We start from the raw sequence: 13,072 nt of genomic DNA on the forward strand, positions 1-13,072 counted from the left end.
GCGGACTAGCGCGCCATCTCCTCCTTGACGGCCGCCACGAAGGTGTCGACGTCCTCCTCCGTGGTGTCGAAGGAGCACATCCAGCGCACGGTGCCGGCCGCCTCGTCCCAGAAGTAGAAGCGGAACCGCTTCTGCAGCCGCTCGCTGACGTCGTGCGGGAGCCGGGCGAAGACGCCGTTGGCCTGCACCGGGTAGAGGATCTCCACCCCGTGCACCGCGCGCACGCCCTCGGCGAGCCGCTGGGCCATCTCGTTGGCGCGCCGGGCGTTGCGCAGCCACAGGTCCTTGGCCAGCAGGGCCTCCAGCTGCACCGAGACGAAGCGCATCTTGGAGGCGAGCTGCATGGACAGCTTGCGCAGGTGCTTCATCTGCCGCACGGCGTCCTGGTTGAGGACCACGACCGCCTCGCCGAACACGGCGCCGTTCTTCGTCCCGCCCAGCGAGAGGATGTCGACGCCGGCCGCGTCGGTGAACGTGCGCATCGGCATGTCCAGGGAGGCGGCCGCGTTGGCTATCCGGGAGCCGTCGAGGTGCACCCGCATCCCGTGGGCGTGGGCGTGCTCGCAGATCGCGCGGATCTCGCCGGGCGTGTAGAGCGTGCCCAGCTCCGTGGACTGGGTGATCGAGACGACCTGCGGCATCGCGCGGTGCTCGTCCTCCCAGCCCCAGGCCTGCCGGTCGATCAGCTCGGGCGTGAGCTTGCCGTCCGGCGTGGGCACGGTGAGCAGCTTGAGGCCGCCCATCCGCTCGGGCGCCCCGCCCTCGTCCACGTTGATGTGCGCGCTCTCGGCGCAGATCACCGCGCCCCAGCGGTCGGTGACCGCCTGGAGCGCGACCACGTTCGCGCCGGTGCCGTTGAAGACCGGGAAGGCCTCCGCGGTGGCACCGAAGTGGCTGCGGATGATCCGCTGGAGGTTCTCGGTGTACTGGTCCTCGCCGTACGCCACCTGGTGGCCGCCGTTGGCCAGGGCCAGGGCGGCCAGCACCTCGGGGTGCGCTCCGGCGTAGTTGTCACTGGCGAAACCGCGGACCTCCGGGTCGTGGTGGCGACGCGCGTCGGTCCTGGGAGGGTTCACGGCTTCTCGGTCAGCCACAGACGGTTTCCGTTCACTTCGGCGGCGGACTTGCTCCAGACGCCCTCGATGGCCTCGGCCAGGTCCTTGACGTCCGTGAAGCCCGCGAACTTCGCGTTGGGGCGTTCGGCGCGCATCGCGTCGTGCACCAGCGCCTTGACCACCAGGATCGTAGCCGCCGACGTCGGACCCTCGGCGCCCTCGGCCTTGCCCGCCTTGCGGAAGTAGTCGGCCATGGCCAGCGTCCACGCCTCGGCGGCGGCCTTGGCGGCCGAGTAGGCGGCGTTGCCCGCGGTGGGCTTGGACGCGCCGGCCGCGCTGATCAGCACGTAGCGGCCGCGGTCGCTGCGCTGCAGCGCCTCGTGGAAGGCCAGCGAGGTGTGCTGCACGGTGCGCACCAGCAGCAGCTCCAGGAAGTCCCAGTCGTCCAGGCTGGTCTTGGTGAAGGTCTCGCTGCCGCGCCAGCCGCCGACCAGGTGGACCAGGCCGTCGACGCGGCCGAAGTCCTTCTCGATGTGGTCGGCCCAGTCGCGGGTGGACTGAAGGTCGAGCAGATCGACCGTGTCGCCCGTGACCGAGGCGCCCCCGGAGGCGTAGCGCGCCGCGTCCACGGCCTCCGACAGCCGCTGCGGGTCGTTGTCCGCTCCGACGACGGTCGCCCCGGCCTCGGCCAGGCGCAGCAGCGCCGCCCGGCCGGCGGGTCCGCCCGCGCCGGCCACCGCGATCACCGCACCACTGAGCGCCCCGTTCGACCCGTTCCCCATGATCTTCCCCTCTGCAGCCGTGTCGTGTGGTGCTACGCCGTCGCTCACGCGGCGATCCGCTCGGCGCTGTCCGCGGTGATGCCCTTGGTGGAGGCGATCACGTTCTTCAGCTTCTTGGACAGGGCCTCAAAGAACATGCTCAGCGGAAACTCGTCCGGAAGCACGTCGTCCACCAGCTTGCGCGGCGGCAGCGAGAGGTCCAGCGCTTCGGGGCCCTTGGCCCACTTCGAACCGGGGTGCGGGGCGAGGTAGGTGGAGACCAGCTCGTAGCCGGCGAACCAGTGCACGAGCTTGGGTCGGTCGATGCCGTCCCGGTACAGCTTCTCGATCTCGGCGCACAGCTGGTTGGTGACCTGCGGGGCGCGCTCCCAGTCGATGGAGAGCTTGTTGTCGGTCCAGCGCACGACGTCGTGCTTGTGCAGGTACGCGAAGAGCAGCTGGCCGCCGACGCCGTCGTAGTTGCGCACGCGGTCGCCGGTGACGGGGAAGCGGAACATGCGGTCGAAGAGCACCGCGTACTGCACGTCGCGGGCCTGCGGGAGGCCGTCCGCCTGGAGCTTGACGGCCTCCTTGAAGGCGGTGAGGTCGCAGCGCAGCTCCTCCAGGCCGTACATCCAGAACGGCTGGCGCTGCTTGATCATGAACGGGTCGAACGGCAGGTCGCCATGGCTGTGGGTGCGGTCGTGCACCATGTCCCAGAGCACGAAGGCCTCTTCGCAGCGCTTCTGGTCGTGCACCATCGCGGCGATGTCCTCGGGCAGCTCCAGACCCAGGATGTCGACGGCGGCCTCGGTGACCCGGCGGAAGCGCGCGGCCTCGCGGTCGCAGAAGATGCCACCCCAGGAGAATCGTTCCGGCGCCTCACGGACGGCGATGGTCTCCGGGAAGAGGACGGCGGAGTTGGTGTCGTAGCCCGAGGTGAAGTCCTCGAAGGCGATGCCGCAGTACAGCGGGTTGTCGTAGCGGGTGCGCTCCAGCTCGGCCAGCCAGTCGGGCCAGACCATGCGCAGCACCAGCGCCTCGAAGTTGCGGTCCGGGTTGCCGTTCTGCGTGTACATCGGGAAGACGACCAGGTGCTGGAGGCCGTCGGCACGGCTCGCGGCGGGGTTGAAGGCCAGCAGCGAGTCCAGGAAGTCCGGCGCCTGGAAGCCGTCCTCGGCCCAGCGGTGCAGGTCCTTGACGAGGGCCTCGTGGTAGGCGGCGTCATGCGGCACCAGCGGCGACAGCCGCTCGACCGCGTCGGCCACCCGGCGGACGGCGGCCTCGGCGTCCGCCCTGGTGGGCGCACCCTCGGCGGCGAAGTCGATCGAGCCGTCCTTCGACTGCCATGGCCGGATCTCTTCCACGGCATCCTTGAGCACGGGCCATGCGGGGTGCTCAACCACCCTGGTCTGCGAAGGAATGCGACCCTCCGCACCCGACTGCACAAGAATTTCCGTCATTTTCCATCCTCCACGGGAGAACCTCGCGTACGGACACCGTATGCATACCCCGATTCCCCCATCAAGAGGAGGCGCAGGAAATTTTTCTGTCCAGTGACCCTGTCGCCGACATTTTTCCTGCCGTAAACCGTGACGGCGCTCACTTCGAGCGCGGAGCCGGGCCGGCTGTCAGGGGCACGATCCGGCCGGTCAAGGACGCGGGGACTCGCCCACGCGCGTGTGACGTCGTGGACGGGTACCGGCCAGTCGCCACCGGGGGCGCGCCCCCGATCGCCCGCGCACATGCGGGTTCATCGCGGGTCGTGGCCGTTAGGCTGCGAGCCTGCCCGCGCGGACGACGGCGTCCGCCCGTCGCCGCGCGCGAGCCGAGCCGCCGTCGACGGAAGCGAGTCGAACCTTGAACTTCCTTACCATCGGTCACCGCGGGGTCATGGGTGTGGAGCCCGAGAACACCCTCCGTTCCTTCGCCGCCGCGCAGCGGGCCGGCCTCGACCTGATCGAACTCGATCTGCATCTGAGCAAGGACGGCGCCCTGGTCGTCATGCACGACGCCGAGGTGGACCGCACGACCGACGGCTCGGGGCCGATCGCCGAGAAGACCCTCGCCGAGCTGCGCGCGCTGGACGCGGGGCGCGGGGAGCGCGTGCCGGTGTTCGAGGAGGTCCTGGACGCGGTGGCGACGCCGTTGCAGGCCGAGATCAAGGATGTGGCGGCGGCGCGGGCGCTGGCCAAGGTGATGCTGGAGCGGGACCTGGTCGGGCGGGTGGAGGTGTCCTCGTTCCACGACGAGGCGGTCGCCGAGATCGCACGGCTGGTGCCCGGCGTGCGCACGGCGCTCATCGCTGGGCGTTACGGCCCGGAGGTGGTGGAGCGCGCCGTCGCCGTGGGCGCGCCGACGGTCTGTCTGAACATCCGCCGGCTCACCCTGGAGACCGTCGAGCACGCGCGCGCGGCCGGGCTGAGGATCATCGGCTGGGTGGTCAACACACAGGAGCAGCTGCGGCTGGTCCGCGCGCTCGAACTGGACGGGGCGACCACCGACTTCCCGGAGATCAAGCGCACGGGCCGGTTCACCGCGTAGGGCCGGAGCGGGACTCAGCCGAGCTTCTTGACCAGCAGCTCGAACTGGAGGTCGTCGCGCTGCGGGATGCCGAAGCGCTCGTCGCCGTACGGGAACGGGGACATCTGTCCCGTACGGCGGTACCCGCGGCGCTCGTACCAGGCGATCAGATCCTCGCGCACGGAGATCACGGTCATGCGCATCTCGCTGACGCCCCAGGTCTCGCGGGCCTGCCGCTCGGCCTCGGCGATGACGGTCTTGCCGAGCCCGGCGCCCTGCTGGGTGGGGCTGACCGCGAACATGCCGAAGTAGGCGTACTCGCCGCGGTGTTCGAGCTGGCAGCAGGCCACGATCCGGCCGTCCCGCTCGACGGTGAGCAGCCGGCTGCCGGGCGACTCGATCACCTCGACGACGCCCTCCGGGTCGGTGCGCTGCCCCTCCAGGATGTCCGCCTCCGTGGTCCACCCGGCCCGGCTGTCGTCCCCGCGGTACGCCGACTCGATCAGCGCGACCAGCGCGTCCACATCGGCGTCGGTGGCGTCTCGGAAGGTCAGGCCGGGGGCGGCGGCGCTGTGCATGAGGGCGGTTCTCCCATCTCGGGCGTGGCTGAGCCAGGGACGAGGGTAACTGTGCCACTAGGCTCCGCGTGCATGGTGCATGTGCTCAGCAGCCGGACACTCCTGCGACCCACCGACCCCGAGCGCTCCCGCGTCTTCTACGGCGAGCTGCTCGGGCTGCCCGTCTACCGCGAGTTCGGCACGGGCCCGGACCGCGGCACGGTGTACTTCCTCGGCGGCGGCTTCCTGGAGGTGTCCGGCCGCGGGACGGCGCCGCCCTCACCGCAGGTGGCGCTCTGGTTGCAGGTCGAGGACGTCGGGGCGGCGCACGAGGAACTGCGGGCGAAGGGTGTCGAGATCACGCGTCCGCCGGTGCGGGAGCCGTGGGGGCTCGTCGAGATGTGGCTCGCCGATCCGGACGGCACCCGGATCGTCCTGGTGGAGGTGCCGGCGGACCATCCGCTGCGGCACCGGGCGGGCATCTGAGGGCGGTGCGCGGGGGCTCTGTTCAGCCCCCGGCGCGCAGCGCGCCCATCCGGCCCTCCAGGCGCGTCAGCAACTCGCCCAGCAGCGCGGCGAGGTCGTCGCGGCCCGTCGGCGCGAGGACCGAGAGGACCGCGGTCTCGTAGGCGAGCTGTTCGGGGAGGATGCCGTCGACCAGGTCGCGGCCCGCGTCGGTGAGGCGGACGTGGGCGACACGGCGGTCGCGGGTGTCGACGCGCCGCTCGACCAGACCCCGCTCGGTCAGCTGCTTGATCCGCTTGGTGACGGCGGCCCCGGAGGAGAACGTCTCCCGGGCCAGCTCCCCCGGGGTCAGCTCGTGGCCGGTGCGCCGCAGCGCCCCCAGCAGGTCGAACTCGGCACGGTTGAGCCCGGCCCGGCGCAGCGGCGCGTCCTCGGACTGCTGGAGCAGCGCGGCGCACCGGTTGATCCGCCCGATGACCTCCATCGGCCCGGTGTCCAGGTCGGGGTGGACGGATCGCCACTGCCGTACGACGGCGGCGACCGTGTCGGCCGTGGACGCCTCGTGCCGCGGTGGTGTGCCGTTCGTCGCCGTCATGGCCGTATGTCCTCCGTCGTCGTGCCCGAGTCCTGCTGCCGCGGTGCGAGCCCCTGGCGTCGAACCGTCGCCGCGAGCGTACGGTGTCCGGCCTGTTCGGCGAGCACGACCCGGTCCTCGGGCAGGGCGCGCTGCCACCACTCGCCGGACGCGGCGTCCGCGGTGGCGCGCAGATCGACGAGGGCGGCGGCGAGGGCGCGGCGGGCGTCGTCCAGGGCGCGGGGCGCCGGGTGCGGTTCGGCGAGCAGCCGGGCGGCGTTCTCGCGGGCGCGTTCCGCCGCGGTCAGCGCGTGTTCCAGGCGGTCGCCCGCGCGCCGGTTGGTGACGGCGATCGCCGCGACGAAGCCGACCAGCGCGCCGATGAGGGTGTCCACGATCCGGTCGGTGGCCAGCGTGGCCGGGTCCTGGAAGCGGGCGAATTCGGTGATGAGCAGCGCCATGGGGGTGACGCAGACGCTGCCCAGCCAGTAGTTGCGGCCGATCAGCGCCTCCGCGCCGAAGTTGAGGGCGACGCAGCACAGGACGAGCGCCATGGCGTTGAGGTGGGCGAGCGGGGCGAGCACGGCGAAGGCGAGGACGCCGACGAGGTTGCCGACGACGCGCTGGACGCCCCGGTGCCAGGTGAGGGTGACGTTGACCTGGTAGAGGGAGGCCGCGGTGACCAGGGCCCAGTAGGGGCGGCCCACGCCGAGGGCGAGGGAGGCGTAGCCGGCGAGGGCGCAGCCGATCGCGGTACGCGCGGCGATGGGGGCGAGCGGCGCGAGGCGGTGGCGCAGCGAGGGGCGCGGCCGGGCCCGCTCGGTGTCCACGCCGAGGAGTTCCCCGGCGTCCTCGCCCGGGATGTCGAGGCGGAGGGTGCGCCGGCCGCCGCGCAGCTCGCCGGCCCAGGCGCGCAGCCGTGCGGGGTCGGCGTCGGCGGGGGCGGCGAGGGCCACCTCGGCGCGCACGAGGAGCCGTTCCAGGGCGCGCCGGGTGGGGTCCTGGCGGGCGCCCGCGGACAGCAGCGACTGCCAGGCGGCGTGGATGGCGGCGGCGCTCGCGGCCCGCGCCCGGGTGTGGCCGTCGCCGGTGCCGTGGGTGTCGGCGTAGGCGGCGGTGGCGTTCAGGGCCTGGGCGGTGGCGCGGCGCTCGGGGCCGTGCGGGCGCAGAAGTCCGGGCGCCATGCCGACCAGCCAGGACCAGGCGCCGGTGGCGAGGGCCAGTCCGACGTGCCCCGGCACCTGGCCGAGGGTCTGCGGGGCGAACAGGGAGGCGGAGCTGATGAAGGTGAGGACCACGTTGGCCGGCGGACCGACCCGGGTGGCGTCGCACAGGGTCTTCTGGACGGCCGCCAGCAGCGCGCCGACGGTCACGAGGATGACGGCGTCGGAGGTGAGGGACGCGGTGACCAGGGCCGTCGCGACGCCGGCGACCATGCCGAGCACCACCCAGACCAGGACCCGGGCGCGGGCCGCGTAGGGGCGGTTGTGGGCGTAGAGGGCGCACAGCGATCCGGCCATCGTGTACATCGCGAGGTCGAGTCGCCCGAGCGCCAGCAGGATCAGGTTGGGCGGGGCGACCGAGGCGACCACGCTCAGCGCGGGCTTGAACCAGATGTCCGAGGGCCGGCCGAGGCGGAGCACCCCGGCGAAGGGAAGACGGAAGGGGGTCGCGCTGCTCATGCATCAAATTTAGCATGTGTTTTATCTGTGAAACATATGCCGCGCCCAGGGCCGTTCCCGTCCGGCTCCGGCCCGGCGCCCGCGCGCTCACCGACCGTGCCCCGGTCAGCGCTCCCCGTGTACACCCTTGCGCTCGTATGCGCCCGGCCCGGCCCGGGCATCGCATCCTCGACCGAACGTCGAGCCGTGGAGGTGGGCGTGCACGCACCGGTTTCGGCTGCCTGGCTGCTGGTCGCGCTGTGCGCGGCGACCGGCGCCTACTGCCTGCTGCGGCTGCGCAGCGCCGTCGAGGAGCAGCGGCGCTCCGCGGGCGCCGAGGCGCTGATGGGTTTCGGCATGGCGGCGATGGCCGTGCCGGCGGCGGTGTTCACACCGCCGCGGTGGGCCTGGCCGGTGTACGCGGCCGTCTTCGGTCTCGCGGCGCTGCGCGCGCTGTGGGCGGTCCGCCGCGACCGGCACCACCTGCACCATCTGGTGGGCGCGACGGCGATGGCCTACATGGCGGTGGCGATGGCCGCGGCCCCGCCGGCCGTGCACCACATGGACGGCATGGGCGGAATGGAGATGGCCGGCATGTCCGGTGGCGCCGGGGTGCCCCTGGTGACCGGCGCCCTGCTGCTCTACTTCACGGGCTATGTGCTGCTCACCGGCGCCCGTCTGGTGCCTGCCGCCGGCACCGCGGGCGGTGCCGCACCCGCGCGCTGGGGCGACCGCCCGGAACTGGCGCGCGCCTGCCAGTTGTCGATGGGAATCGGCATGATCGCGATGCTGCTGGCGATGTGACGTGCGCGGGTGGCGCGTTGACTGCGTCACTTCGGCGTGAAGGACCGTACCGCCGGGCGGCCCCGCGCTCTTAGGGTGCTGCCCATGATGGTCCCCGTGGCCCTGCTGCTGCTCGGCGTCCTGACCGCCGTCGTGGCCCCGCGTCTGCTCGCCCGCGCCGACTGGCCGGACCGTGAACCGGTCGTCGCCCTCTGGGCGTGGCAGTGCGTGGTGGCGGCCGTACTGCTGTGCTGTGCGCTGTCGATGACCCTGAGCGCCGCGGCGGCCTGGCGGCCGGTGCGCGGGCAGGTGTTCGCGCGGGCCCCGCACGCGGTCGTGGACGCCTACGCCCTCGGCACGGCGAGCCCCTGGGCGGCGGCCACCGCCGTGCTGCTGGCCGGCGCGGGCCTGTGGAGCGCGGCCATGCTGGTGCGGGAGGTCGTACGGTCCCGGGCGCAGCGGCGCGCGCGGCGGGCCGAACTCCTGGTGCGCGCCCCGCTGTTGCCGGGCGAGGAGCCGAAGGGCGGCCGGTTGGTGGTGCTGGAGGGCGAGCGCCCGGACGCCTGGTGGCTGCCCGGGACGGCGCCCCGGCTGGTCGTCACCACGGCCGCGTTGCGGCGCCTGAAGGGGCGGCAGCTGGACGCCCTGCTGGCGCACGAGAAGGGGCACGCGCGGGCCCGGCACGACTGGCTGCTGCACTGCTCGTCCGCGCTCGCGGACGGGTTCCCCCAGGTACCGGTGTTCGCGGCGTTCCGGGACGAGATGCACCGGCTGGTGGAGCTGGCCGCCGACGACATGGCCTCCCGGCGCTTCGGCCGGCTGACGACGGCGCTGGCCCTGGTCGAACTCAACGAGGAACGCGGTGTGTTCGGGCCGTACCCCACTCCCGAGGCCCATGTCCCGCAGCGGGTGCACCGACTGCTGACCCCGCCCGACCGCCTCCCGGCCCTGCACCGGCTGCGCCTGACCGCGACGGCCGCGCTGGTGCCGGCGCTCCCGGTGCTGCTGACCCTGGTGCCGGGGCTGCGGGCGCTGGGCTGAGATCCGCCGACTCCCTTGTAGGGTCCGGCCCATGAATGCCGTGAACGCCGTGCTGTTCGACTTCTCCGGGACGCTGTTCCGCGTCGAGACCACCGAGTCCTGGCTGCGCGCGGCGCTGGACGAGACCGGGACGGACCTGCCCGACGCCGAACTGCGGGCGGCGGCCGCGGCGTTGGAGGCCGCCGGGGCGCTGCCGGGCGGCGCGCCACCGGAGCGGGTGCCGCCGGAGCTGGCCGGGGTGTGGGCGCGCCGGGACGAGAGCGCGCGGCTGCACCGGGCCGCGTTCACGGGCCTGTCCCGGCAGGTGCCGCTGCCCGCGCCCGGGCTGTACGACGCACTGTACGAGCGGCACATGTCCCCCGCCGCCTGGTCCCCCTACCCGGACGCCCACCGGGTACTGAGCGCGCTGCGCGAGCGCGGCGTCGGCGTGGCCGTGGTCAGCAACATCGGCTGGGACCTCCGGCCGGTCTTCCGCGCGCACGGCCTGGACGCGTACGTGGACGCCTATGTGCTGTCGTACGAGCACGGGGTGCAGAAGCCGGACCCGCGGCTGTTCGCGGTCGCCTGCCGGGCGCTGGGCGCCGACCCGGGCACGGCGCTGATGGTCGGCGACAGCAGGGAGGCGGACGGCGGCGCCGCGGCGCTCGGCTGCCGGGTGCGCTTCGTGGACCACCTGCCCGTCGCGCTCCGCCCGGACGCGCTGCTCCCGGTCCTCGACCTGGTCTGATCCGCGCCCGCGCGCGAGCCGACGGGCACCGGCCGCCCGAGGTGATCCCCCGCGTCACCCCGGGCGGCCGGCGGCCCGTAGCCGGACCCTCGGGGTCCGGTGCGTTGAGTATAGTTGGCTGGCAGCCAGTCAACGCAGGAGTCCAGCATGTCCCCGCGCAGCGCCTCGGTCAATGAAGAATTGCGAAGGCGTTCCCGCGAGCGGTTGCTCCAGGCGGCCGTGGAGCTGGTGGACGAGCGCGGCTTCGAGGCCACCACCCTGGGCGCCATCGCGGACCGGGCCGGTTCGGCCCGCGGGCTGGTGTCGTACTACTTCCCCGGCAAGCGCCAGCTGGTGCAGTCCGCCGTGCACCGGCTGATGCACCGCACGCTGGAGGAGGCGCTGGAGCGGCAGCCGCGCACCGAGGACGGCCGGGAACGGCTGGCCCGCGCCATCGACGCGATCCTCGGACTCGCCCGCGACCGGCCGGTGCTGATGCGCCAGCACATGGCGGGGCTGCTCCAGGCCGAGGGCTTCGTGGAGTGCCCGGAGCAGCGGCGGCTGTCGGAACTGCTCGGCGACACCGTGTCCCGGTACGGCTCCGAGGACGTGGCGGCCGACTACCCGATGCTGCGGGCCCTGCTGATGGGCGCGGTCTACGCGGCCCTGGTCCCGGGCGTACCGATGCCCGTCCCGGCCCTGCGCGCCGAACTGTTCCAGCGGTACGGGCTGGACTGGGAGCTGGGTGTACCACCGGAGCGCACGGCGGGCGCCGAAACCCCGGAACGCGACCTGTCACGCTTCTTCGCCACGGGGGAGCGCGCGCCGGGGGCCTCCTGATCGGACCTGCCCGGTACGGGCGTCCCCTGCCGTCCCGCGCGCCGGTCGCGTTCCCGGCGCCCCCTACCGCCGGACGTGCCTCGGCGTCAGCAGGCCGGCGTCCCTGGCCCGGGCGATCAGGCCGAGGGTGCGGCGGCGGCTGTGGCCGGTCGCCTGCATCAGGGCGAGCACCGGGTCGGCGCCGGCCTCCTGGGCCGCGCGGTACTCGCGGGCGAGGAGCAACCGGCCCTCGGTGCCGCGGGGCCAGGCGCGGCGGGCACGGCGGGCTCCACGGCGCGGGACGCCGGGCGGCGGGCCGTCGTCCGCGGTCCGGTCGTCTCCGGTCCGGTCCCCCGCCCGGAACGCCTCCAGCAGCGGTTCCTCGATCCAGTCCGCGAGCAGCGCGAGATCGTCCAGGGAGAGGGCGGGGCGGGCCCGGACCTCCTCCACGCAGACGCGCCCGGTGCCGCTCACCACGGCCAGCGCCTCCACGTGGGCGCCGTCCGGGAAGTCCAGCCGTACATGCAGCCAGGACAGGGCGCCGGCGTGCTCCCGCACCTCCCACGCGGGCCACACGGACACCGCGCCGTCCTCCGCGTTCCGATCGGAAAGATCAAGAAAGGATGCCTCGAGCACCCACGCAACGTAACCGCGCGCTCGCCCGCCATCCGGTGGGACACGCGTCCGCGTCACCCGGCGGGCCCTGCCGCCGGGGGCTTGCCGGGTGCCATGCTGGAACCGTCCGCGCACTCTCCTTTCGCGTCAGGAGCACCGCCGTGCTGCGAGTCGCCGTCGTCGGATCCGGACCGAGCGGGTGCTACACCGCCCAGCACCTCGTCCAGCAGGACGACGAGGTGTACGTGGACGTGCTGGACCGGCTGCCGTGCCCGTACGGCCTGGTCCGGTACGGCGTCGCCCCGGATCACGAGAAGATCAAGTCCCTCCAGGCGAGCCTGCGTACGGTCCTGGAGCACGAGCGGGTGCGCTTCCTCGGCGGGGTCCGGGTGGGCGGCCCCGGCGGGCTGCCGGTGAAGGTGCTCCGCGGGCTGTACCACGCGGTGGTGTACTGCGTGGGCGCCGCCACCGACCGCCGTCTCGGCATCCCCGGCGAGGAACTGCCGGGCAGCTGGTCGGCGACCGAGTTCGTGGCCTGGTACAGCGCGCACCCGGACGCGGCAGGCGCCGACTACCTGCGCGGTGTGCGCTCGGCGGTGGTCGTCGGCGCGGGCAACGTGGCGGTGGACGTCACCCGGATGCTGGTGCGCGAGGCGGCGGAGCTGCGGCCGACGGACATGCCGCAGGCGGCGCTGGACGCGCTGGCGGCGAGCGGGGTCGCCGAGGTGCGCATGGTGGCGCGGCGCGGCCCGGCGCAGGCCCGATTCACCACCAAGGAGCTGCGCGAGCTCGGCACCCTGCCCGGCACCGAAGTCGTCGTGGAGAAGGACGACTTGGCGCTCGACCCGGTCGACCCCGAGGCGCTGCCCGCGGTGCAGCGGCGCAATCTGGACGTACTGCGCGGCTGGGCGGAACGGCCGTCGTCCGGCGCCGGGCGGCACGTGCGGCTGCGGTTCTTCCTGCGTCCCGTGGAACTGCTGGCGGACGGCGGCCGGGTGGGTGCGGTCCGCTTCGAGCGCACCGCACCGGACGGCCGGGGCGGAGTGACCGGCACCGGACGGTACGAGGAGGTGCCGGCGCAGCTGGTGCTGCGCTCGGTGGGGTATCGCGGGGTGCTGCTGGAGGGGCTGCCGTTCGACGAGCCGAGCGGCACGGTGCCGCACACGGCCGGGCGGGTGGTGCGCGACGGTGCCCCGTCGCCCGGGGAGTACGTCGCCGGCTGGATCAAGCGGGGCCCCTCGGGGGTGATCGGCACCAACCGGCCGTGCGCCAAGGAGACGGTGGCCTCCCTGCTCCGGGACGCGCCCGCGCTGGCGGGCGCCGACGTGCCGGCCGACCCGGTCCCGGCGCTGCGGGCGGCCGGGATCGAGCCGGTGCTCTGGGACGGCTGGCTGGCGATCGAGCGGGCGGAGGCCGAGCTGGGCGCGCGGCTTGGCCGGGGCGTGGTGAAGCTGGCCGACTGGGAGACGCTGCTGGCGGTGGCCCGGTCCTCGTGACCCCCGCGGCCCGGCG

Annotated in this window: 14 protein-coding genes; 7 read left to right on the top strand and 7 right to left on the bottom strand. The window is 73.7% G+C overall.

Features of this window, described 5'->3' with window-relative positions; genetic code table 11:
• Positions 1 to 5: 5 nt before the first annotated feature.
• From ACSP97_RS04830 to ACSP97_RS04840, 3 genes are read right to left on the bottom strand one after another with little or no spacing between them, the layout of a single operon-like run.
• Positions 6 to 1,076 carry a threonine aldolase family protein gene (locus tag ACSP97_RS04830; protein WP_440556445.1) on the bottom strand — a complete coding sequence of 357 codons (1,071 nt, stop codon included), beginning with the start codon at positions 1,074 to 1,076 and terminating at the stop codon, positions 6 to 8.
• Positions 1,073 to 1,837: an SDR family NAD(P)-dependent oxidoreductase gene (locus ACSP97_RS04835; RefSeq protein WP_070026485.1), complete on the bottom strand. Its 765-nt coding sequence runs from the start codon at positions 1,835 to 1,837 to the stop codon at positions 1,073 to 1,075. Before ACSP97_RS04835 ends, ACSP97_RS04830 begins: the two co-directional genes overlap by 4 nt.
• A gap of 44 nt (positions 1,838 to 1,881) precedes the next feature.
• Entirely contained in the window at positions 1,882 to 3,279 is a 1,398-nt protein-coding gene (locus tag ACSP97_RS04840; RefSeq protein WP_355154786.1) for a DUF6421 family protein, read from the bottom strand.
• 397 nt (positions 3,280 to 3,676) lie between these two features.
• Here ACSP97_RS04840 and ACSP97_RS04845 point away from each other — a divergent pair, with 397 nt between their 5' ends.
• Entirely contained in the window at positions 3,677 to 4,360 is a 684-nt protein-coding gene (locus ACSP97_RS04845; RefSeq protein WP_355154784.1) for a glycerophosphodiester phosphodiesterase, read from the top strand.
• 14 nt (positions 4,361 to 4,374) lie between these two features.
• Here ACSP97_RS04845 and ACSP97_RS04850 read toward each other — a convergent pair whose 3' ends face one another.
• Positions 4,375 to 4,917, bottom strand: a complete 543-nt coding sequence (locus tag ACSP97_RS04850; RefSeq protein WP_355154782.1) for a GNAT family N-acetyltransferase — start codon at positions 4,915 to 4,917, stop codon at positions 4,375 to 4,377.
• Between the two features lie 72 nt (positions 4,918 to 4,989).
• Between ACSP97_RS04850 and ACSP97_RS04855 the strand changes: the two genes are divergently transcribed.
• On the top strand, positions 4,990 to 5,382 hold the full coding sequence (locus ACSP97_RS04855; protein ID WP_355154781.1) for a VOC family protein: 393 nt from the start codon (positions 4,990 to 4,992) through the stop codon (positions 5,380 to 5,382).
• Positions 5,383 to 5,404: 22 nt separating this feature from the next.
• On the opposite strand, the gene ACSP97_RS04860 is transcribed toward ACSP97_RS04855, so the two are convergent.
• Both ACSP97_RS04860 and ACSP97_RS04865 read right to left on the bottom strand, forming a co-directional pair.
• Positions 5,405 to 5,956: a MarR family winged helix-turn-helix transcriptional regulator gene (locus ACSP97_RS04860; RefSeq protein ID WP_355330700.1), complete on the bottom strand. Its 552-nt coding sequence runs from the start codon at positions 5,954 to 5,956 to the stop codon at positions 5,405 to 5,407.
• On the bottom strand, positions 5,953 to 7,617 hold the full coding sequence (locus ACSP97_RS04865; protein WP_440556448.1) for an FUSC family protein: 1,665 nt from the start codon (positions 7,615 to 7,617) through the stop codon (positions 5,953 to 5,955). The genes ACSP97_RS04860 and ACSP97_RS04865 overlap by 4 nt, the downstream gene beginning before the upstream one ends.
• A 198-nt stretch (positions 7,618 to 7,815) precedes the next feature.
• Between ACSP97_RS04865 and ACSP97_RS04870 the strand changes: the two genes are divergently transcribed.
• The 4 genes from ACSP97_RS04870 to ACSP97_RS04885 all read left to right on the top strand — a co-directional run bounded on the left by ACSP97_RS04870 (position 7,816) and on the right by ACSP97_RS04885 (position 10,966).
• Positions 7,816 to 8,400, top strand: coding sequence for a DUF5134 domain-containing protein (locus ACSP97_RS04870; protein ID WP_358272604.1), 585 nt, complete (start codon positions 7,816 to 7,818; stop codon positions 8,398 to 8,400).
• 84 nt (positions 8,401 to 8,484) lie between these two features.
• A complete protein-coding gene (locus ACSP97_RS04875; protein WP_355154777.1) occupies positions 8,485 to 9,420 on the top strand; it encodes a M56 family metallopeptidase in 936 nt (311 codons plus the stop codon).
• Positions 9,421 to 9,460: 40 nt separating this feature from the next.
• Positions 9,461 to 10,147: an HAD family hydrolase gene (locus tag ACSP97_RS04880; RefSeq protein ID WP_358297229.1), complete on the top strand. Its 687-nt coding sequence runs from the start codon at positions 9,461 to 9,463 to the stop codon at positions 10,145 to 10,147.
• A gap of 147 nt (positions 10,148 to 10,294) precedes the next feature.
• Positions 10,295 to 10,966: a TetR/AcrR family transcriptional regulator gene (locus ACSP97_RS04885; RefSeq protein ID WP_355154776.1), complete on the top strand. Its 672-nt coding sequence runs from the start codon at positions 10,295 to 10,297 to the stop codon at positions 10,964 to 10,966.
• 63 nt (positions 10,967 to 11,029) lie between these two features.
• Here ACSP97_RS04885 and ACSP97_RS04890 read toward each other — a convergent pair whose 3' ends face one another.
• The gene (locus ACSP97_RS04890; protein WP_382012429.1) at positions 11,030 to 11,527 is read right to left on the bottom strand and encodes a DUF6214 family protein; all 498 of its coding nucleotides are present in this window, start codon (positions 11,525 to 11,527) and stop codon (positions 11,030 to 11,032) included.
• 194 nt (positions 11,528 to 11,721) lie between these two features.
• Between ACSP97_RS04890 and ACSP97_RS04895 the strand changes: the two genes are divergently transcribed.
• On the top strand, positions 11,722 to 13,056 hold the full coding sequence (locus tag ACSP97_RS04895; protein ID WP_440556451.1) for an FAD-dependent oxidoreductase: 1,335 nt from the start codon (positions 11,722 to 11,724) through the stop codon (positions 13,054 to 13,056).
• Positions 13,057 to 13,072 lie beyond the last annotated feature (16 nt).

This window comes from Streptomyces sp. SCPE 10 (assembly GCF_051980735.1).
Lineage (GTDB): Bacteria > Actinomycetota > Actinomycetes > Streptomycetales > Streptomycetaceae > Streptomyces > Streptomyces misionensis.